Source organism: Rugosimonospora africana, from assembly GCF_016862975.1.
Classification (GTDB): Bacteria; Actinomycetota; Actinomycetes; order Mycobacteriales; family Micromonosporaceae; genus Rugosimonospora; species Rugosimonospora africana.
In genome coordinates, this window is record NZ_BONZ01000081.1 from 61,991 (window position 1) to 83,343 (window position 21,353).

General features: G+C 72.1%; 15 protein-coding genes and 2 tRNA genes. 13 read left to right on the forward strand and 4 right to left on the reverse strand.

Annotated features, from left to right (window positions below; all coding sequences use genetic code 11):
- Nucleotides 1–192 precede the first annotated feature (192 nt).
- Both Raf01_RS38015 and Raf01_RS38020 read right to left on the reverse strand, forming a co-directional pair.
- Entirely contained in the window at nt 193–3,102 is a 2,910-nt protein-coding gene (locus Raf01_RS38015) for an alpha/beta hydrolase (protein ID WP_203922944.1), read from the reverse strand.
- A 156-nt stretch (nt 3,103–3,258) separates the two neighbouring features.
- Nucleotides 3,259–4,557 carry a hypothetical protein gene (locus Raf01_RS38020; RefSeq protein ID WP_203922945.1) on the reverse strand — a complete coding sequence of 433 codons (1,299 nt, stop codon included), beginning with the start codon at nt 4,555–4,557 and terminating at the stop codon, nt 3,259–3,261.
- A gap of 111 nt (nt 4,558–4,668) precedes the next feature.
- Here Raf01_RS38020 and Raf01_RS38025 point away from each other — a divergent pair, with 111 nt between their 5' ends.
- Nucleotides 4,669–7,158, forward strand: a complete 2,490-nt coding sequence (locus tag Raf01_RS38025; RefSeq protein ID WP_203922946.1) for an ATP-binding protein — start codon at nt 4,669–4,671, stop codon at nt 7,156–7,158.
- Between the two features lie 88 nt (nt 7,159–7,246).
- Here Raf01_RS38025 and Raf01_RS38030 read toward each other — a convergent pair whose 3' ends face one another.
- Entirely contained in the window at nt 7,247–7,702 is a 456-nt protein-coding gene (locus Raf01_RS38030) for a hypothetical protein (RefSeq protein WP_203922947.1), read from the reverse strand.
- Nucleotides 7,703–7,976: 274 nt separating this feature from the next.
- On the opposite strand from Raf01_RS38030, the gene Raf01_RS38035 reads away from it, so the two are divergent.
- The 8 genes from Raf01_RS38035 (at nt 7,977) to Raf01_RS38070 (ending at nt 16,389) form a co-directional block, all read left to right on the forward strand.
- A tRNA-Arg gene (locus Raf01_RS38035) sits at nt 7,977–8,049 on the forward strand.
- 65 nt (nt 8,050–8,114) lie between these two features.
- Nucleotides 8,115–9,773 carry an ankyrin repeat domain-containing protein gene (locus tag Raf01_RS38040; protein WP_203922948.1) on the forward strand — a complete coding sequence of 553 codons (1,659 nt, stop codon included), beginning with the start codon at nt 8,115–8,117 and terminating at the stop codon, nt 9,771–9,773.
- A 90-nt stretch (nt 9,774–9,863) separates the two neighbouring features.
- Nucleotides 9,864–9,936, forward strand: a tRNA-Asp gene (locus tag Raf01_RS38045).
- A 34-nt stretch (nt 9,937–9,970) separates the two neighbouring features.
- Nucleotides 9,971–11,221 carry an ankyrin repeat domain-containing protein gene (locus tag Raf01_RS38050; RefSeq protein WP_203922949.1) on the forward strand — a complete coding sequence of 417 codons (1,251 nt, stop codon included), beginning with the start codon at nt 9,971–9,973 and terminating at the stop codon, nt 11,219–11,221.
- A 5-nt stretch (nt 11,222–11,226) separates the two neighbouring features.
- Nucleotides 11,227–12,861: an SDR family oxidoreductase gene (locus Raf01_RS50125; protein ID WP_239134286.1), complete on the forward strand. Its 1,635-nt coding sequence runs from the start codon at nt 11,227–11,229 to the stop codon at nt 12,859–12,861.
- Nucleotides 12,858–13,997 carry a leucine-rich repeat domain-containing protein gene (locus Raf01_RS38060; protein ID WP_239134287.1) on the forward strand — a complete coding sequence of 380 codons (1,140 nt, stop codon included), beginning with the start codon at nt 12,858–12,860 and terminating at the stop codon, nt 13,995–13,997. Before Raf01_RS50125 ends, Raf01_RS38060 begins: the two co-directional genes overlap by 4 nt.
- Nucleotides 13,994–15,163 (forward strand): AAA family ATPase, encoded by a 1,170-nt coding sequence (locus Raf01_RS38065; RefSeq protein WP_203922951.1) that lies wholly within the window; start codon nt 13,994–13,996, stop codon nt 15,161–15,163. Before Raf01_RS38060 ends, Raf01_RS38065 begins: the two co-directional genes overlap by 4 nt.
- A complete protein-coding gene (locus Raf01_RS38070; RefSeq protein ID WP_239134288.1) occupies nt 15,163–16,389 on the forward strand; it encodes a vWA domain-containing protein in 1,227 nt (408 codons plus the stop codon). Before Raf01_RS38065 ends, Raf01_RS38070 begins: the two co-directional genes overlap by 1 nt.
- Before the next feature lie 25 nt (nt 16,390–16,414).
- On the opposite strand, the gene Raf01_RS38075 is transcribed toward Raf01_RS38070, so the two are convergent.
- Nucleotides 16,415–16,894, reverse strand: coding sequence for a MarR family winged helix-turn-helix transcriptional regulator (locus Raf01_RS38075; protein WP_203922952.1), 480 nt, complete (start codon nt 16,892–16,894; stop codon nt 16,415–16,417).
- 133 nt (nt 16,895–17,027) lie between these two features.
- Here Raf01_RS38075 and Raf01_RS38080 point away from each other — a divergent pair, with 133 nt between their 5' ends.
- The 4 genes from Raf01_RS38080 (at nt 17,028) to Raf01_RS38095 (ending at nt 21,299) form a co-directional block, all read left to right on the forward strand.
- Nucleotides 17,028–17,708 carry a VC0807 family protein gene (locus Raf01_RS38080; protein WP_203922953.1) on the forward strand — a complete coding sequence of 227 codons (681 nt, stop codon included), beginning with the start codon at nt 17,028–17,030 and terminating at the stop codon, nt 17,706–17,708.
- Nucleotides 17,705–18,712 carry a threonine ammonia-lyase gene (locus Raf01_RS38085; protein ID WP_203922954.1) on the forward strand — a complete coding sequence of 336 codons (1,008 nt, stop codon included), beginning with the start codon at nt 17,705–17,707 and terminating at the stop codon, nt 18,710–18,712. Before Raf01_RS38080 ends, Raf01_RS38085 begins: the two co-directional genes overlap by 4 nt.
- Before the next feature lie 151 nt (nt 18,713–18,863).
- A complete protein-coding gene (locus Raf01_RS38090; protein ID WP_203922955.1) occupies nt 18,864–20,195 on the forward strand; it encodes a right-handed parallel beta-helix repeat-containing protein in 1,332 nt (443 codons plus the stop codon).
- Between the two features lie 126 nt (nt 20,196–20,321).
- Nucleotides 20,322–21,299 (forward strand): acetylxylan esterase, encoded by a 978-nt coding sequence (locus Raf01_RS38095; protein ID WP_203922956.1) that lies wholly within the window; start codon nt 20,322–20,324, stop codon nt 21,297–21,299.
- Nucleotides 21,300–21,353: the final 54 nt, after the last annotated feature.

The window sequence follows — 21,353 nt, forward strand, 5'->3', positions numbered from 1 at the left end:
GGACAATAGAGACCATCTCACCGGCGGGTGCGCTCGAAACAGTGGCGGACGGGACACAGTGGCGGACGGAAACCCGACACTGGGCTGGGTGAGGCGGTAGCGGTCCGGGCTGTCGTTCGAGGACGCGCCAGAGCGGCCGGGTCGCGCCGCGGCCGGACGGGCTGTGCGCCGGCCGCGGCGCGGGTACGCGGATCAGTGGTGGCCGGGAGCGCTCCGCACCCGCACGGTCGCCCGGGTCACGTACCCGGACCCGGCGCCGGTCGCGGCGAGTACCGCGACGCCGGCCGCCGTGTCCGCGGGGATCGGCGCGACGAACCACACCGCGCCGTGCCGGTCGGCGGTGGCCCGTCCGAGGACCGTGGAGCCGAGCCGCACCTCGACACTCTCCCCCGCCCGGTAACCGCCGGCGCGCAGGGTCGCGGTCGAGCCCGCGACCACGGGACCGGCGACCTGCAGCCGGCCCGGGGTCAGCGACGCCTGGTACTCGTGGCAGACGTCGCCCTGGACGCCGACCTCCGGGGCCGGGGTGCCGCCGGTGACTCCGTCGTCCTCGCGGACGGTCAGGGTGTTGAAGCCCTTGTCCCCCATGACCGCGCCGGAGACATCGGTGACCGAGGTCTTGAACGACGTGGAGGCGGTGGCGCTGGGCAGTGTGTCGCCGTACGTCGGCACGGTCACCGGCACGCAGACCTGGCCGGGGGCGAACGTCACCTTCCGCGTCGCGGCGCCGGCCCCGGCCTTGGTGGAGCCGAACACGCTGACGTAGCCGGTGACCGGGTGGCCGACCGGGCGGGACAGCACGGCCGCGATCCGGGCGGTACCCGGTCCGAAGCCCTCGTCGACGTTCGTCGCCGCCAGGTTCACGGTCGGCTGCTGTACCGGTACGGTCACCCCGACCCCGCGGTCCTCCAGTGCGAGGTCGGACAGGTAGACGCCACCGGCGGCGGTGCCGTCCGCACCGGTCGCGGCGGTGAACCGCACCTCGCGGATGTCGGTGAGGTTCAGCCCGTGCTGACCGGTCCGGCTGGGCTCGCCCGCCGTCGCGCGACGACCCGTCAGCTCCGCCGTCGGGATCGTCACCTGCTGCAGGATCACCTTGCGCAGCCAGGGTGAGGTGGTCCCCGGCATCCGGGTGACGGCCTGCGGGTTGAGCGTGGAGACCGGAGCGGACCAGGTGCGTCCGGCGCCGTCGACGACGCTGACGACCAGGTCGGTGCCGGTGGAGACGAACTCGTCGGCGGCGACCTTCACCGAGAGCTGGTCGTACCGGCGCACGTCGCGGGCCCCGGCGGGTACGGCGACCCGTACCTGACCGGTCAACGAGGTCCACGTCAGGTGGAGCATCGGGGAGGCCGGGACGTTCCAGGCCCACTGCGCCGGCGACCAGTGCGGCACGGCAGCCTCGTTGAGGGTGGTGGAGCAGTACGGCAGCGGCTGCGCCGCGGTCACTCCGCCGGTACCGCCCATGCTGGCGCACACGCTGGCGGTGGCGCCGCCGTACGCGCGCACGGCGGCGCTCGCCCGCTCGAAGGTGGCGATGTCCACCCGCGACTTCGCCGGCTGGGTCGCGCTGGATGTGACGTGGGCGAACGGCGTCGACGGGGCGATCACCGAGGAGCCGTCGAACAGCGGCTGGAACCGCTTGTCATCGCCGAGGACGAGCCGGAAGAAGCCGGCGATGTAGGCGGTCCCGACGTCGACCTGCTGAGCCGGGGTGAGCCGGGTCGTGGTGGGAGAGGTCGGGGCGCACACCGGGTCGCCGGCGCCCGCGGCGCCCGACCAGTCGTCGGCGGTACCCGACGGCCAGCCGCCGGGGGTCCAGATGGTGTTGAAGTAGTTGTGGTTGGCGCCCATCACGAGAACAGCCGAGCGCAGCACGTTGTCGTCGAAGGCGTGCCGCGAGTCGTCGACGATGTGCTGGCCCATCAGGTTTTCCACGTCTCCGTCGCAGTACGGCAGGACGGTCGCGGTGGCCACGTCGGGCAGGGAGATGCGGTCGTAGTCGACCGGTGCCAGCGGCAGCACCGCCCGGATGCCGAACTGCTGGGACACCGGCATCGCGTCGTTGAGGGTGGCGGCGGCCACCACGCCCTCGCCACCCCGCGAGTGGCCCATGATGCCGACGTTGCCGAGGTCGAGCCGGCCGATCAGGTCCGCGGGCGTGACGTCGCCGTCGAGGGCCTGATCGAGGCTGACGTCCCGGTTGGTGAACGCGTCGTGGTAGACCGCCGGCTGGCCGGCATTGGCACGCCTGAGCATCCGCAGCGTGTCGAGGATGAGTTGCCCCCGGGCCTGGGCGCCGTAGTCGGCGGCGCGCTGGTTGTCGTTGGCGTTGATGGCGTTGGCGGAGATGGAGACGACGACGTACCCGTTGCTCGCCAGGGCGCGGGCCGGGGCGTCGTAGCCGAGGAAGCTGGGGATCGGCCAGCGCTGCTGGGTGCTGTCCGGCGAGGTGAGGCAGGGCCAACCGGCCGGGTTGGGCGTACCCGGGCCGTAGCAGGAGGAGTGCCGGCCGTGCTCGAAGATGACCACCGGCTTCCGGCCGGTACCGTCGGGCAGGTAGATCTTGCCTTCGAGTTCGCCACGGATACCCCCGATGTTGAGCAGCGGGACCGCCTGATCGCCGAAGTCGTAGAGCGCCTCGGCGACCTGGTGGCCGCCGAGCGCCGCCGGATCGGCCGGCAGAGCCGGCGGTGTGGGCAGCGGTGCCGCGCGCCCAGCGTCCGGAGTGGACGGTGCCGGAGTGGCCTGCGGCCCGGCACCGAACGCGTCGGTGGTGACCGCGGTGGTGTCCACGATGGACGGATCGGTGGTGACCAGGGACAGGGACCTTCCGTCGGCGGACTCGGTCGCGGGACCGAGGTTCACGCCATCGGCGGCCAGGGTCGGGGCGCTCGCGGTGACCGGCAGCGGCTGGTCGAGGTCGAGGGTGACCCGGAATCCTCCGGCGACGCGGGTGACGGACCAGTCGGGTCCGGAGGCGACCCGGTCCGGGGGGCCGGCCGGGGCGGCCGAGGCGGTTCCGTAGGACAGGCTGACGGCCAGGCACGCCAGTGCCAGAGCCGCGACGACACGTCTGGTGCGCTGAGTCTGTCGAGACACGCGGATCCTTCCTTGTCGAATGACCTGGGTACGCCAGACGACGCCGGTCAGTGACGAAGCCTGCACGTTCTGATCACGGTAGGCAGAGCAGGTAAACGACAAGGCTCGATCTTGTTACTCCCAGGTTCCGATGATCTCGGCAGAGGTCGGGGGCGCCTACCGTCGCCGTCCGCGCGTTCTGGGACGTCGGAACATCAGGACGAGGGCAAACACGCTCAACAGGGCGGCGCACGTGTACACCGGCCAGTAGCGCAGGCTGAACATCGACACGTCGCCGTCGACCTCTCGGGCGTTCACGCCGAGATAGGCGAGGATGAAGAAGATCGGGAAACCGACGACGCTCAGCAGGCTCGCGATCGCCTCGATGGAAACGGTCGCGCGGGCCCGCTCGCGGGTGTCGATGGCGATGAGTTCCGCCTCGAGGCTGCTCTTGAGCCGCGTGAACGTCTGGCCGACCGTGCGCGAACGCTCCGGAATCCTCATGGCCTCGTACAGGTCGTGGTGGAAGTCCTCGATCTGCCGGCTCGCACTGCCCAGTCCCACGTCAGAGGTGGCCTCGACGTTGACAGCGAGGTCGAACTCCAGGTTGCCGATCAGATCGCCCATCCATTCCAGACCGTCGTGTGCCTGCGCGCTGGCCGCGCTGCTCTGCGGTTGGTTCTGGAACGCCAGGACGGACTGCTGTGCCTCGTACCAGATCTGCCGGAACCGACCAGACGTCGCGACCGCCTGTACCGTGGTCAACAGGACGCTGTTCTCCACCTCCACCGGCTGCTCGTAAAGAAAGCTGGCGTGCCGGGAGACCGCCGCGTACTCGCCCTCCGCGCGGTTGAGCGACGCGGGCCGCCGCAGCGAGTGGAACTCGGGTCGCAGCGCGACGTGTCTGGCGTACAGGAGGCTCGCGACGACCGGCTCGCCGGGGACAGGCGCGCCGTCGCCGTGCACGAAGGCGAGGGTGTGACGTTCGGGCGAGACGACGCCGGTCCCGGAATCGACGGCCTTGACCAGGAGTGCCAGGTCCGCGACCAGATCGGGCAGCTGCCGCCCGTCCAGGAGCAGGCGGTCATCGACACAGGCGGCAAGGACCTCACCGACGCGGGAACCCGGAGTGTAGGCGATCTCGTCCGCGTCGAAGTCCAGCAGAACCGCGGCCACGACCTGCCCGACCGGAACGGGCAGACCGAACAGGACCACCTCGGCCCGGACCGCGTCACCCAGGTCCACGTCGCCCAGGTTCGGGTCTTCGCCAGCACGGGCGGCGCCTCCGGGCCCGACGGAGACGTGGCCCCGCGCGAGCACCCGACGCGTGAGCGGGGTCGGCAGCTGCGCGTCGGACGGCGGGTAGAAGTGAGCGAACTCGGCCGCCAGGTCGAAGGAATCGACGGGTGCCGTGTGTGAGGTCGCCCGCCAGGCCGTGCTCACGACGTCGCAGACACGCACGCGGTACACGCTCACGAAAACTCCTCGGGCCGGCTCCGGCGCTGATCGACGTACATCAGTCTTTCAACTTGTCCGGCGGGTGGCTACCCTGTGCTGATCACTGGACTACCCTCAGCGGAGGGCGGGATGTCTGACGGCGCGGCGGACGGGTCCACGGGATCACTGACGCGGGTGGCGGCCGGGGTACAGACGCTGGAGCAGTTGGCCGCTCTGCTACGGACGCTGCGCCGGCGGCACGCCCGCCACCGCCGGGATCGGGAGCTGACTTACCGGGACCTGGCGGAGCGCACCGGCTGGTCGCTGACGTCGATCGCGGAGTACTTCACCGCCAGGAGACTGCCGCCGACCGACCGGTTCGACGCGCTGCTGGTGCTGCTCGGCGCCGACCCGGCCGAACAGGGCGCACTGGCCAGCGCGCGGGACCGCATCGACGAGCGCCGCCGCGCGAGCCACCCGCCACAGTCCGGATCGGCGGCAGCCGGCGCGCCCGCGGCGACCGCGGCTCCGGACTCCCGACCACCGGGGCGCCGCGTGGACGGCAGCGTCCGCCACGGGGCGACGGGCGGCACGCGGAGCGTGGTTCCCCGCCAGCTGCCGCCGGCGACGCGGCATTTCAACGGTCGTCGACGCGAACTCGCCCAGTTGGCGGAGTTGGCCGGATCGGCGCGAATGGCCGGTACGGTCGTGATCACCGCCATCGGCGGTACCGCGGGCGTCGGTAAGACCACACTCGCCCTGTACTGGGCGCATCGGGTCGCCGGCCAGTTCCCCGACGGGCACCTCTACGTCAACCTGCGGGGATTCGACCCGCACGGATGGGCGATGGACCCGGTCGCGGCGACCCGCGGCTTCCTCGACGCCCTGGCGGTGCCGCCGTTCCGGATCCCCGCCGACCCCGACGCCCAGACAGCGCTCTACCGCAGCGTGCTCGCCGACAAGCGGATGCTGATCGTCCTGGACAATGCCCGCGACGCCGCCCAGGTACGTCCGCTGCTACCGGCCGCGCCCGGCTGCCTGGTCGTGGTCACCAGCCGCAATCTGCTGTCGAGCCTGATCGCCGCGGAGGGCGCCCACCCGATCACGCTCGACGTGTTCACCCCCGCGGAGGCCCGGGAAGCGCTGGCCACCCGGCTCGGGACCCCACGCATGGCCGCCGAGCCGGCCGCTGTCGACACGATCACGGAATGCTGTGCCGGACTGCCACTGGCGCTGGCCGTGGTCGCCGCCCGCGCCCGCACGTCTGTCGAACGGCCGCTGGCCTCCGTCGCCAGGGAACTGGCCGACGCACGCGACCGGTTGGACGTCTTGGCCGACCACGACCCGTACACCGATGTCCGGGCGGTGTTCTCCTGGTCCTACCGGGCCCTGAGCACCCCGGCGGCCGGGCTGTTCCGGCTGCTGAGCCTGCACCCCGGTCCGGACGTCACCGTTCCGGCCGCGGCCGCCCTCGCCGCCGTCACCCCGCCCGAGGCCGAGGCGCTGTTGACCGAACTGACCTCGGCGAGCCTGATCGCGGAACGCCGTCCCGGCCGGTACGCCTACCACGACCTGCTTCGGGCCTACGCGGCCCACCTCGCCCGGATCACCGATTCCGAGCCGGACCGCCACGCCGCCACCGGCCGGGTCTTCGACCACTACCTGCGCACGGCCCACGCCGCCAACCGGTTGCTGGACGCGGCCGCGGATGCCGCGCCACCCGACCCGCCGGGCGACGAGGGCACGGCGGTCCGGTTCACCGACTACCGGCAGGCCCTCGACTGGTTCACCGCCGAACACGCGGTCCTGCTCAACACCGTCGAGCACGCGTCCGCCGCCGGCTGGCAGGCTCCCGTCGGGCAACTCGTCGAGGCGGTGGCCGTCTACCTGGACCGCCAGGCTCACTGGCACGACGGGGTGACCGTCTGGCGCACGGCGGTCAGGTCCGCGGACCGGACGTCCGACCGGGCCGCGCAGGCCCGAGCCCACCGCCAGCTCGGCCGCGCGTACACCCGGCTGTACCAGTTCGACGACGCCGGCCTCCACCTTCACCGGGCCCTGGAACTGGCCAGCCGAACCGGTGACCGCGCCGAACAGGCCGACGTCAACCACACCCTGGCCATCATGTGCGAACGCCGCGGCGACCTCGATCGGGCCCTGTTCCACTCTCACCGGGCACTCGACCTGTATCTTGCCGTCGGCCACCGGCTCGGGCAGGCCAAGGCGTACAACGCGATCGGCTGGCACCTCACGCTGCTCGGCGACCACGAACAGGCGTTGGTGTACTGCGACCGGGCCCTCACCCTGCTGCGGCAACTGGGCGACAGGACCAACCAGGCGCACACCCTGGACAGCCTCGGCCACGCTCACCACCAGCTCGGCCAGCATTCCCGGGCCACGGCCTGCTACGAGCAGGCGCTCGACCTGCACCGGGAATTCGGCGACCGGTTCAGCGAGGCGGAAGCCCTCGAACATCTCGGCGACATCCACCACGACTACGGTGACGCGATCGCCGCCCGACGGTCGTGGCAGCAGGCCCTCGACATCCTCGACGAACTCGCCCATCCCAGCTCGGATCAGGTCCGGGGCAAGCTGGCCGCTTCGGCCGGGCACCCGCTGCGAGCCACGGCCCCGTCGTAGTGTCCGATGTGGACCGGGTACGTGCCTCCCGCCGCGAGGGGGGTGCGGCGGGAAGCAGGTACCCGGACAGTCCAGGCCGGCGTCGTCGTCAGCTGTAGGTGATCGACGAGAGCGGGCAGTAGGTGAACCAGTAGGTGATGCCGTAGCCGACCGAGTACGGGTAGGTGTTGCAGTACCCGGACGCGTTGACGGTCGAGGTGCCCGGGGTGATGCCGTAGCTGTAGCCCTCCCAGGTGGCACCCTGGAACCCGTCGCAGTAGGTGTTGACGGCGAGGCTTCCGGCCGTGGTCGGGATGAGCAGGTGGAAGGTCTTCGTGCCGTTCACCACGGTCGCGTCACCGCTTGCGGCGGGTGTGTACCAGCCGGAACCGGTGTTGACGCTGTAGCCGTACGGCAGGCCGCCCTGGAAACACCACAGGGACACGTTCAACGGGCGTAACGCGTCGGCCGACGCGCTGGACGGCGCGACCGCCGCGAACACCGCGGTGGCGGCGATCGCCACGCCGAGCGCGGCCGCGGCGCGACGCAGACTTCTTACGATCATGAATGGACCACTGTCCTTCCTTGAGGCACGGGGTGAGGAGCCTTTGAGGCACGGGGCGAGGAGCGCGAACCCGATCGGTCACCGGCACGGCACTGGGACAGGGACCGCGCACCATCGTCGCCGCGCCCGCCCGGGCCCGTCACGGATCCCGAGCATCGCCGGAATTCCCCGAAAACCGCCGACGGAACGAAGCGCCGGCGGCAGACCGTCTCGCCGGGGCGGGTGGCGGGCCGGGTCGGTGGCCGGATGAGGCAGTGGGTACGCTGACCGGCGGTAGGCCGTAGCGCAGAGGTCGTCGCGCCACCTTGCGCAGTTGGAGGACGCCGGTTCGAATCCGGCCGGCCTACCGCTTTCGTTTGTGTGGGCGGGTCCTTGCCTGTGTGGGCGGGTCGCCTTCGGGTCGGAGGTCGCGGTGGTAGGGGGCGTCGGCGGCGTGGCCCGCCAACGGCGCAACGATCTCACGCAGTGGCACCGGATCCGGACCACCACCATACCGGCCGGGATGGTCGAGGCGGCCACCGCCGCGCGGGAGGCCGGCTACTGGCGCGCCGCCGCGATGGCCGCCCGCGCCGATGTGGACGTCGACCTCGCCGCGGTACGCGACACCTTCGGCGCCCAGGCGGCCGAAGGCGTCGAGGACGACCTGCGGCACCTGGCGCTGGACCTGCTGTGGTGGCACCTGCCCCGGCACACCGGCGGGATGACGACGCTGCGGGCCAGGGCAAGCGCGGTGCTCGCGCCGGTCCGCGGGGCGGCCGACGCTCCCCTGATCCGGGTCTGCCTGCCACCGTCGCCCACCGGACCGCAGCGGCTGTCGGTCAGCGTCAGCACCGCCGAGGAGCTGAGCGACGAGCGGTGGTTCGTGGCGCCCCGGTACATGTGGGACGTGCGCGAGTCCGGCGCGTTGCGCACCGCGTGGGGCGGCTCGGCGGACCGGCCGCCGCTGCTCCGCCCGGACGGCCGGCCGGTACCGCACGACGCGCTCGGTGGGGGCACCGACCGGGCCGCCGGCACCGAGCGCGTGTACCGGATGCTCGCGGACGGGGACCACCCGGGCGCGTGGCGGGCGTGCGGCATCGAGCTGGAGTTCGACAAGCCGGAGGCGTTGCAGCGCAAGGCGGCGCCGCCCACCTGCCCGGTCGGGGTCGCCGACCTGGCCCGCGAGGTCGCCCGCGCCTTCGACACCGAGCGGGTCAGCACGCTGTTCGGGGCCCACCTCAACCTGACCGTCGGCGACACGGTGACCGCCGAGGCATCGGACCCGTCCGAATACCTGGAGGTCACGCCGCGCATCCCGACCGCGGCGGCACCGGTCGACCTGGCGCTGATCCACGCCGGGCTGCTCGACCCGACCGACCTTCACCCGCTCATGCGCGCCGCGCTGTTTGCGGCGGCACCGCCGGCAGCCGGGTCGCCGCCGACCCGACCGACCGCCACGATCCGGGCGGCGCGGCCCGGACCGTTCGCGCCCGCGCAGTCCCAGCCCGGCGCGCCGGTGCGGGTCCGCTGCCGGGGCGACTGGCACCTGGTCGGCGTGCGGGACGGCGCGCTGCGGCTGCACGACCACGATGACGAGGAGCAGCGCCGGGAACAGGTGCTGCGGTCGCTCGGCGGGCGCAGCGACGGCTGCTTCGCGGTCCAGCAGGATTGGACCACCGGAGCGACCCGGTTGCCGCGCGCGCTTGCCGGCCAGCGCCGGGAGATCGTGCGGCGGGTCCAGAACGGTGACACCAACTGGCTGCTCGACGGCCTCGACCGCGGCGTCATCGATCCGCACCTGCGCGAGGCCCACGGGTGGACGCTGCTGCACATGGCGATGTGGGTCGACCACGAACGGGTGTATCCGGTGCTGCGCGAGCACGGCATCCCGGTCGACGTGCGCGACCGCATCGACGCCACCCCCCTCTACGTCGCCGTGATGCACGGTGGGCCGGCCGCTCTCGTCCGCCGGCTGCTCGACGATGGCGCGGACCCGTTCGCGGAGACCGTGCACGGGGCCAGCCCGCACGACGTGGTGTACCGGACGCGCCGCGAGGACCTGCCATTTCTGCTGGCCCGCCGCCGCCCGTAGCCGGCCGCCGAGGTCGCGGACCGGGCGGCGCGCGGTTCGACGGGGTCCGCTCCGCCGATGCCTCGGCACGGGGCCTACACTGCCCCGCACGGGGTCGTAGCGCAGGAGTCGTCGCGCCCACTTGTCAGGTGGGAGGACGCCGGTGCGAATCCGGCCGGCCCCGCTTCCCGCAGCCGGCCGAAGGGAGCGAGACACCGGTGACCGCCGTTGCTCGCGATCCCTGGCGCGGTACTCCGCCCGGACATGCCACGGCCGCGACCGTGGCGACCTGTACCCGGCTGCGGCACGGCGGCGACTGGCGGGCAGCGTGCGCCGCGGCGGGCTTCCACGTCGACGTGGATTTCGACGCGGCCCGTGCGGCATATGGCCCGGACGTGGTACGGCGGCTCACCGCCGACCTCGGCGAGCTGGTACCCGACCTGCTCTGGCAGTACCTTCCGGACTTGTTCCACACGCGGCTGTCGTTGGATCCGAGGGTCGTGGTGCTGTCCCCGGTTGCCCGGGCATCCGGCTCGCCGCCGAAACCGCCCGCGCTGGTGGTCACGCTGGCGTCCGAGCCGGATACGGTACGCCGGCCCCGGCTGACCCTCGCCCACCAGGATCGGTTGCCGAGGCATTCCATCCGGACGCTGCCGGCGGCGTGCTGGCGGGCCGGCGCGGTGGCCGAGCGCCGGGACGCGTACACGGTTCCGGAACCGTACGCCGCCGGCGAGGTGGACGCGTTGCGGGTCGGCGCAATGTCCCCCGATGACCTGCATCCGCTGGTGCACGACGCGCTGTACCCGGACCGGGTGCGTGCACCGGTCGCGCCGTCCTGGACGTGGCCGCCGGTCAGGGTGCGCTGCGGCGCGGTGTGGCACGAGGTACGGATCGTCGACGGCCGGCTGGACACGCCCGCGCACGACGACCGCGAGATTGATCGGGAGTTCACCTTCGGCGGGCTGGGCGGGCCGATGGGCGGTTGCGCGTCGGCGGTACGCGCCTGGCGCACCGGTGAGGGCCGGTTGCCGAAGCGGCTGCGCTGGCAGCGCGTCGACTTCTTCCGGCACGCCCTCTACGGCCACACCGATGACGTGCTGGCCATGCTCGACGCCGGCTTCGACGTCGCGGCTCGGGACGGTGCCGGTGCCACGCTGATGCACTACCTCGGCCGCGTCGACCACCGCCGGCTGTGGCCGCGGCTGCGCGCGGCCGGGCTGCCGGTGGACACCCGCGACCACCAGGGCGGCACGCCCCTGCGTCACGCGGTGGCGTTGCAGTCCGAGGAGGTGGTGACGCTGCTGCTCGACGCGGGCGCCGACCCGCACGCCATCGACGCCGACCGCACCAGCCCGATCGACCGGCAGGAGCAGTACGTGGAGGACTACCGGCGGCACCGGCAGCTGCTGCCGGCACAGGTACCGCCGTCGTCGATTCTCGCGCGGCTGCGCGCCACCGCGGCGAGGTGATCCGGATGCCGGCCGACGTCCGTGACGACGTGTTGCGTGCGCTCGCCGCGATCGGTGTCGGTGGGCACGCGGACCCGGAGCTGGAGCGCGCGGTCGGCGAGGCGTACCGGCGGCTGAAGCGTCGGGCCAAGGCACGCCGCGATGCCGCCTCCCGCGCACAGGACCGGTCGACGCTCGCCGGGGCGACCCGGTACCGCGATGAGTTGCCCGACCCGTCGCCGCCGGCGCCGGGCCCGTCGACCGGCCCGCCGTCCGTGCCATTGCCCGGCCCGCCGCCCGTGCCATTGCCCGGCCCGCCGTCCGCGCCGTTGCCCGACCCGTCGTCCCCGCTCGGTTCCGCGCCCGGCTCCGATCCCGGCTCCGGTCCCGACGCCGGCGGCGAGGCCGGGCCGGGCCGCCCGCTCAACCGGGTCCGGCGCTGCTACGTCTGCAAACAGCCGTACCGGCGGGTCGACGCCGACTACCACCAGCTGTGCCCCGAGTGCGCCGACACCAACCGGCTGCGCCGCGAGGCCCGCTGCGACCTGCGGGGGCGGCGGGCGATCGTGACCGGCGGCCGCATCAAGATTGGTTTCCACACCGCGCTGAAGCTGCTGCGCGACGGCGCCGACGTGCTCGTCACGACGCGGTTTCCGCGGGACGCGGCGCGCCGGTACGCCGCCCTGGCCGACGCCGCCGACTGGTCACACCGGCTGCACGTCCACGGCGTGGACCTGCTGCGTCTCGACGAGGTGACGCAGCTCGTGGCCACCGTCGGCGACCGGTGGACGCACCTCGACATCCTCGTCAACAACGCCGCGCAGACCGTGCACCGGCCGCCGGCCTACTACCGGGAGGTACGCGAGGCCGAGCGTGAGCCGCTGCGCGGCGCCGCCGCCCGGATCGCGTTGACGTCCAGCGGGCCGGCGGGCCGGGCCGGGACCGCCCGGCCGCCGCTGGGTCTCGACGCGCTGCTGCCGGCCGGCACCGTGGCCCCGTCCCCGTTTCCGGCCGGCGTCACCGATCCGTTCCCGTTTCCGGTCGGTGCCGCCGACGCGGCACCGTGGCCGACCGTCCGGGTCGACGACGCGGTGCTGTTCTCGGCGGGTCGGCTCGACGAGTTGGCGCTGTTTCCGGCGGGTCGGCTCGACGAGACCGGCCAGCCGCTGGATCTGCGCCGGGTCAACAGCTGGACGCTGCGCGACGGCGACGTCACTCCGTACGAGTGGTTGGAGGTGCACGTCGTCAACGCGTTCGCGCCGTTCCTGCTCACCTCCCGGCTGCGGCCGCTGCTGGCCGCCTCGCCGCACCCGGACCGGTACGTCGTCCAGGTGACCGCAATGGAGGGCCGGTACACGCACGCCACGAAGACACCCCGTCACCCGCACACCAACATGGCCAAGGCGTCGCTGAACATGCTCACCCGCACCGTCGCCGGTGACTACGCGCGCGACGGCATCTTCATGAACAGCGTCGACACCGGCTGGGTGACCGATGAGCGGCCGCATCCGCACAAGGCGGCCCAGCGCGAGAACGGGTTCCGGCCGCCGCTGGATGTCATCGACGGGGCCGCCCGGGTGTATGACCCGATCGTGCGCGGCATCGGCGGCGCGCCGGTGCACGGCCAGTTCCTCAAGGACTACCGGAGCGTGGAGTGGTGACCGAGCCGACCCCCGTACGATGCCCGGTGATCGCCGATCCCGGGCAGGGACTCGCCGATCCCGCCGAGTTCGACGCGCTGCTCGACCGGCTCGGCGGGCCGGGCACCCCGGCGCGGGCGACTGAGGTGTTCGCGCGCGGGACGATGCAGCCCGACGGCCGGCTCGACCTGTGCAAGCAGGGCATCGGTCCGGTGATGGCCGCGCGGTTGGCGGGCGCGGCCGTCGACTCCGCCGTGGTTCGCCACCTGCTGCTCGGTACCAACGGCCTCGGAGCCGCCGGTGCCCGCGCGGTCGCCGACGCGTTGCGGCCCGGGCACCGCATCGAGACGCTCTACCTGGGCTGCAACCTCATCGACGCGGACGGCGTCGAGCCGCTCGCCCGGCGGTTGACCGGCGACCGCACCGTGCGGGCGTTGTGGCTCAAGCGCAATCCGCTCGGTGACGACGGCGTCGCGGCGCTGTGCCGGGCGCTGGCCGCCAACGACACCCTGCGCACCCTGGACCTGGTCAACGTCGGGCTGAGCGTGGACGGGCTGGGCAGGCTCGCCGACACGCTCGCCCGGCGGCCGGCGCGCCTGCAACGGCTGTTTCTCGGCGGCAACGGGCTGGGGCCGCAGGCCGTCGACGCGTTGCGCTCGCTGGTCCACGACGGCGGCATTCGCGAGCTGTACCTCGCCTGCAACCACCTCGGCGACGCGGGCGTCGCGGCGCTGGCCCGGCACGCCGACGGCGTCGCCCTGACGCTCGGCCTGGGCGGCAACGGGATCAGCCCGGACGGCGTGGCCGCGCTCGCCGCGCACCTGCGTTCCTGGGTGGCGCTCGACCTCGCCCGGCCGCCGTCCGAACGCGCACTGGATGCCCGCGAAAACGTGGTGGCCGACGCCGGTGCGGCCGCGCTCGCCGCGGCGTTGCCCGATTCCCGGTTGCGCCGCCTGGACCTGCGCCGCACCGGGATCACCGGCCGAGGCGCGCGGTTGCTGATCGACGCGCAACGCGACCATCCGACGCTCGCGTACCTGGGCCTGCGGCACGGCGTACCCCGGCGGATGCGCCGGCTCGCCGCCGCCACGGCGGCCACCCGGCCGCCCACCGAAACGCACCCCGACATCCGGTCGATCGCGAGCGTGTACCGGTGACCCGGCCGCTGGTCGCGGCCGACGCGCTGGTCGCCGCCGTGGGTGCCTGGCGCACCGAGCCGGTACGCGACCCCAAGGTCGAGGCGCTCGCGCTCGCCGTGTCGGCGAACCTCCCCGTGCTGCTGTGGGGCGAGCCGGGCATCGGCAAGTCGGCGACCATGGCGCAGCTCGCGGACCGGCTCGGTACGACGATGGAGACCGTCATCGCCAGCGTGCACGAGCCCAGCGACTTCGCCGGCCTGCCGATCGTGGGCGCCGACCCGGCCAGCACCGGTGTGCCGATGGCTCCGCCGGACTGGGCCGTGCGGCTGGCCGAGGCCGGCGAGGGACTCATCTTCTTCGACGAGCTGTCCTCGGCCCCGCCGGCCGTGCAGGCCGCGCTGCTGCGGGTGGTGCTGGAACGGCACGTCGGCAGCCTGCGCCTGCCCGACGCGGTGCGCGTCGTGGCCGCCGCGAACCCGCCCGCCAGCGCAGCCGACGGCTGGCACCTCAGCCCGCCGCTGGCCAACCGCTTCGTGCACCTGCACTGGACGCACGACCCGGCGACCGTCGCTCGTGGACTGTCCGGCACCTGGCCGGCCGTCGACGTACCGGTGGTGGACCCGGCCCGGACGGGTACCGCCGTGGCAAAGGCACGCGGGGCGGTCGCCGGGTTCCTGGCCGCCCGGCCCGGGCTCGCACACCACCTGCCGCCCGATGCCGAGGGCCGGGGCGGGGCGTGGCCGTCGCCGCGTACCTGGGAGATGGTGCTGCGGCTGCTGGCGGTGCACCACGCCGCCGGTACCCGCACCGACGCGCTGGCGCTCGCCGTCATCGGCGCGGTCGGCGACGGTACCGGGCTGGAGTTCGTGACATACCTGGAGGAGCTCGACCTGCCCGATCCGGAACGGGTGCTGGCCAACCCGGAGGCGTTCACGCTCCCGCAGCGCGGCGACCGGCAACTGGCCTGCCTGACCGCCGTCGTGTCGGCGATCCAGGGCCGCACCACCCGGGAACGCTGGGAGGCCGGCTGGGTGGTGCTCGCCCAGGCGGTCAAGGCCGGCGTGCCGGACGTGGCCGCGCGGGCCGCGATGGACCTGGCCACGCTGCGCGAACCGAACTGGACCGTGCCGCCGACCGTGGACGCGTTCGTGGACGTGCTGCGCCTGTCGGGTCGCCTGCCCTGATGACTCCCGAATCCGAACCGTCCACGATGGAGCGCTCGGAACCGTCCACGATGGAACGGTTGGACCGGACGAAGCTGCTCGCCGCCCGGTTCCGGGCCGCGACCGACCGGCCCTACCTGGCGACGGCGCTCTACAGCCTGACCGTCGTCGAGGAGCACCGGCTGCCGACGATGGGTGTCGACCGGCACTGGCGCTGCTACGTGTCACCGTCCTTCGTGGACCGGCTTCCGGTGGCCGAACTCGCCGCCGTGTGGATCCACGAGGTCTCCCACCTCCTCCGCGACCACCACGGTCGGGCCGACCGGTTGCCGGACACCCAGCGGCACGACCACCACCGGGTCAACGTCGCGCAGGATCTGGAAATCAACGACGACCTCCTCGCCGACGGGCTGCCGCTGCCCGCCGACCGGGTCGACCCGCACCGGCTGGGATTGCCGGCCGGCCTGTTGTTCGAGGCGTACCTGCCGCTGCTGCCCGCGTCCCTGCCGTCGTGCGACTGCGGTTCCGGGGCCGACGGCCACGGCCGGGACTGGGACCGGCCGCCGGGTACCGGCTCCGGCTCGGTCGGCGAGGTGGAGGCCGACGCGATCCGGCGGTCCACCGCGAGCGCCATCCGGGCCGCGGCTCGCGGCCGGGCAGACGTGCCGGGCGGGTGGCAACGCTGGGCGGACACGGTGCTCGAACCGGTCGTCGACTGGCGGCGCGCGTTGACCGGAGCGGTACGCGAGGCGGTGGCGTGGGCCAGCGGCGCGGTCGACTACACGTACCAGCGCCCGTCGCGCCGGCAGTCGGCGCTGGGTTCGGTGGTACTGCCGCGCCTGCGCCAGCCGGTACCCCGGGTGGCCGTGGTCATCGACACGTCCGGCTCGATGGACGACGACCGGTTGGCGGCGGCGCTGGCCGAGGTGTCCGGGGTGCTGCGGGCGGTGGGTATCGGAGGCAACCGGGTCACGGTGCTGTCCTGCGACACGGCGGTACACGCGGCGCGCAGTGTCGCCTCGGTCGGCGAGGTGACGCTGTTCGGTGGTGGCGGCACAGACATGCGGGTCGGCATCGAAGCGGCGATGGCCGGGCCGGCAGCGCCGGACTTCATCGTGGTGCTGACGGACGGGCTGACGCCGTGGCCGGAGCGGGCACCGGGCCGGAGCCGGGTGATCGCGGGGCTGATCGGTGACGCGCCGGCGCCGCCGCCGTGGATCACCACGGTTCGCATTCCTGCGGGATGACGCGGGCCAGTTCGAGCGGGCCGGCTCAGGGCTGGTCGAGGTTCAGGATTCTCTGGGTGTTGGCGACCAGCACGTCGGTGGTTCCGCGCACCCAGTCAGCGATCGTGCGGCGCTCAGCGTCGCTGTATTTGGCCGCCATCGTCGTCATCTCGTCGGCGAACGGCCCGATCGCGGTGGCCAGTAGCGCGTCCATGCGTTCGTTCGGCAGCAGTCGCACCACGACTTTGCGGCGGTCGTGCGGGTCGCGGCCACGTTCGACGTAGCCGGCCTTCTCCAGCCGATCCATCAGCCCGGTGACGGCGCCGGTGGTCAGGCCGGTGTGTTCCCCGATCGTTCCGGCGGTCACGGGGCCCAGCCGCCGGAGCACGTCGAGGCACTTCCGCTCGACCGCGCTGAGCCCCAGGAGCCTGCCCACCGCCTCGTGGAACATGACGACCGCCGTCGCGAACTCGCGGCCGAGCAGTTCGCTCGCCACCGGATCTTCGGAAGCCGCACCTTGCGCCATCCCCTCAACTTACCTTAGTCTCGAGTTATCTTAGTGGCTAATGTAATGACTTTCTAAGATTTTGAAGCCGCCGGACCGGGAGCGGACCCAGCCCCGATCCCGCGGGGACCAGTCAGATCGGAGAGCAGTGACCGTGTCCACGACGACAGAGAGCCAGCTTCGACGCACCCGCGGCATCATCGGTGTCCTGCCCTACCTGCTCGACATCGTCGTTCCGCTCGTGTCGTACTACGTGCTGACCTCGGTGGGGCTGAGTCCCTTCTGGTCACTCCTGACCGGCGGCGCGCTGACCACGGTCGTCTCGATCGTCAACACGATCAGGCGCGGCAAGATCGACAACCTCGGCATCCTCGTGATCGTGGAGATCGCGCTCGGGCTGGTGCTCGACCTGGCCGTCCGGGATCCACGGCTCACCCTGGCACGCGGATCGCTGTTCATCGCCCTGGCGGGAGTCTGGATCCTGGTGAACACCTTCACCGGCCGGCCGATCACCGTGGACGCCACGAAACCCTTCGCGGCCAAGAAGGGTGGCACGGACGGCATCGTCGCCTTCGAGTGGCTGGCGCGGAATTCCCCACGGTTCCTGCGCATCCACCGGTCGCTCTCCACCGTCTGGAGCGTGATGTTCCTTGCCTACGCGGCGGTACGAGTGGTCGTCATCTACCGCGTGACCATCTCCGAGGCGGTGTGGCTCACCGAGGTCCCCGGCGTCATCGCCATCGCGGTCTGCCTCATCGCCTCGGCGCGGGCGGGCAAGCAGCTGGAGGCGCTCGTCACCGACCGGATGGAGCACCTGCCCGACGAGTCCGCATGAGCGCCGGCGTTACGCTGTGCGTCGTGCAGGAGACGCGCCTCGACACCGCTCGGATCCGGGCGGCTCGCCGGGTCATCGACCCAATCTTCCTCGACACTCCGCTGTACCGCTGCGAGGCACTGGAACCCGACCTCGGGTGCGCGGTGAGCATCAAGCTCGAGACGGCGAACCCGGTCCGCAGCTTCAAGGCCCGCGGCACCGAGGTCATCGCGACCCAGCTCGCGGACAGTGACTCACGGGCCGTCGTGTGCGCCAGCGCGGGCAACCTCGGCCAGGCCCTCGCGTGGTCCGGTCGCGGTCGGGGGCTCGACGTCACCGTCGTGGCGTCCCGCTTCGCTCCCGTCGCCAAGCTGGATCGCATCCGCGCGCTGGGCGCCAGGTTGGAACTGGTGGACGGCGACTTCGACCTGGCCCGCGAGCGGGCGGCGGCCCTCGCGCGGAACGACGGCATCCGGCTGGTCGAAGACAGCCTGGACATCGAGACCTGCGAGGGCGCGGCGACCATCGGCCTGGAACTGGTGGACAGCGCGCCGTCGTTCGACACCGTTCTGATCGCTCTCGGCGGCGGGGCGCTGGCCACCGGCGTGGGTCAGGTGGTGAAGACCGCGGCACCCGGAGTCGAGGTGATCTGCGTCCAGCCGCTGGGCGCACCAGCGATGACCCACTCGTGGCGGCAGCGGCGCGTCGTCACCACCGACTCGACCAACACCATCGCCGACGGCGTCGCCGGCCGGTGTCCGATCCCGGAGGTCCTGGACGACCTCCTCCTGGTGGCCGACGACGCCGTCCTGGTCCAGGAGGCGTCGATCATCACCGGCATGCGGCTGCTCCTCCAGCATGCCGGCCTCGTCGTCGAACCATCGGCCGCGCTCGGTATCGCGGCGATCCTCGAAGACCGCGACCGGTTCGCCGGCCGACACGTGGTCACCATCGTCTGCGGCAGCAACGTCGACGTCGACGCCTATCGCCGCTGGGTCGGTGCGGCCGCCCACCACGGGGCCTGACTCACCGACCGACCGGTGAACCTCACCCGGATCGATCCACCGGCGCCTGCAACTGGACTGCAACGTTCCAACAGTCATTGACGTGCGGAAGTTCCGTCGCAACAATCGATCGACTTGGATGTTATCTCCCCGAGGCCCTGGAGAGTGTGCGATGAGACGTTCCACGTTCCTGACGCGTGCGGCCCTGATCTCGGCTGTCGTGGCGGCCCCCGTCGCGATCGTCGCGACATCGACGGGTGTGAGCTGGGCCGCGACCTCCTATTACGTCAGCCCGTCCGGGAGTGACAGCGCCGTCGGCACACTGTCCGCACCCTGGAAGTCCATCGCGCACGCGCAATCCGTCGCGGCCGCCGGGGACACCGTCTACTTCCGTGGCGGCACCTACGCGTACGCCACCGCGACCTCCAGCTGCACCAGCCAGACGGCCACGGTCAACGCGATCGTGCTGAGCAAGAGCGGCAGTTCGGGCAGCCCGATCAACTACGTGAACTACCCGGGAGAGAAGCCGGTCTTCAACTTCTCCGGCATGACCAACGACTGCCGGATCAAGGGCTTCGACGTCACCGGCAGCTACCTCTACCTCAAGGGCCTGGAAGTCACCGGTGTCCGCCAGAACAACAACCTGAACCACGAGTCCTGGGGGATCTGGGTCTCGGGGAGCCACAACACGTTCGAGAAGATCGACACCCACAACAACATGGGGCCCGGCCTGTTCATCCAGAACGGCGGGTACAACCTCGTGCTCAACTCGGACTCGCACGACAACTACGATCCGAACAGCTCCAGCGGGGCCGGCGAGAACGCCGACGGGTTCGGCGCGCACATCTCGGCCAACAACCCCGGGAACGTGTTCCGCGGCTGCCGCGCGTGGTGGAACTCCGACGACGGGTTCGACCTCATCAACGCGTACTCGTCGGTCACGATCGAGAACTCGTGGGCGTGGCGCAACGGATACCTGCCGGAGACGACCACCGCCTCGGGTAACGGCAACGGGTTCAAGGCTGGCGGCTACGGTGGCGGGTACGTGTCCAACGGGGTCAAGCACACCGTGCGTACCTCCGTGGCGTTCCTCAACCGGTCGGCGGGCTTCTACGCCAACCACCACACGGTGGCTGACGACTTCTTCAACAACACCAGCTACAGCAACGGCGTGGACTACAACATGCTGGGCGTCAACTCCAGCGGTGCCGCGGTCGGTCTGGGCAACCTGCGCAACAACGTCGCCTATGTCGGGACGCTGACGTCCAACATGAGCGGTACCAGCGCTTCGTACAATTCCTGGAACCTGAGCGTCACCATGTCGAACTCGCAGTTCCAGAGCGTGTCCACGTCCGGTTGGAACGTGTCCCGCCAGTCCGACGGCAGCCTGCCGGTGCTGCCGTACCTGCGGTTGGCGTCGGGCAGCACCTTGATCAACAAGGGCACCAACGTCGGCCTGCCGTACAACGGCTCGGCGCCGGACCTCGGGGCGTTCGAGTCCTGACCCCGGCGTTGGTACCGTCCGACCGCTGGTCTTGCCCTGGCACGAGGTCCTGGCGTAGCGTACTGCTGATCTAGGACGTCCCACGTCCCGTGTGCGTGCGCACCCACCCTGACGAGAAGAGGACCGTTGTTCGTCGACTGGCCGGTAGACCGCCTGCAGAGTTACTTGCCCGCACGCGACGAGCCGAAGGACTTCGACGAGTTCTGGGCCACCACCCTCCAGCAGGCGCGTGACGCGCAATGGCCGGCCCAGTTCACCCCGTACGACGCCGGACTGTCCACTGTGGATGTCTATGACGTGACCCTCCCCGGCTTCGCGGGCCAGCCGGTGCGCGGCTGGTTTCTGGTACCCCGGCACGCGACGGGCCGGCTGCCCTGCGTGGTCGAGTACATCGGATACGGCGGCGGACGCGGGCTGCCGCACGAGTGGCTCGTCTGGAGCGCGGCCGGCTACGCCCACCTCGTCATGGACACCCGCGGCCAGGGCAGCAACGGCTCGCTCGTCGGTGACACGCCCGACCCGGACCCGGTTGGCCTGCCGCAGACACCCGGCTTCATGACCCGCGGGATCGCCGACCCTCAGCACTACTACTACCGGCGGGTCTTCACCGACGCGGTCCGGGCGGTCGACGCCGCCCGGGCACACCCCCGCGTGGACCCGGACCGGGTGGTCGTCACCGGCGGCAGCCAGGGCGGCGGCATCACCCTCGCGGTCGCGGGTCTGGTCGACGGGCTCGCCGCCGCGATGCCCGACGTTCCCTTCCTGTGCCACTACCGGCGGGCCACCGAGATCACCGACGCGTTCCCGTACGGCGAGCTGGTGTCGTACCTCAAGACTCACCGCGGCGACGTCGAGCAGGTGTTCGCGACGTTGGGCTACTTCGACGGGGTCAACTTCGCCGCCCGTGCGCACGCTCCGACGCGCTTTTCCGTCGCGCTGATGGACAACGTCTGTCCACCCTCGACGGTCTTCGCCGCCTACAACCACTACGCGGGTAACGACAAGAACGTCACGGTCTGGCCGTACAACGGGCACGAGGGCGGCGCGGGATTCCAGCGCGGGGACCAGATCCGCTTTCTGCGCGGGCTCCTGGGCGACGCCTGATCCCTCGAATCCGTGCGACAGCGCCGCTGACCCGGGTCCCCGACCTCAGACCAC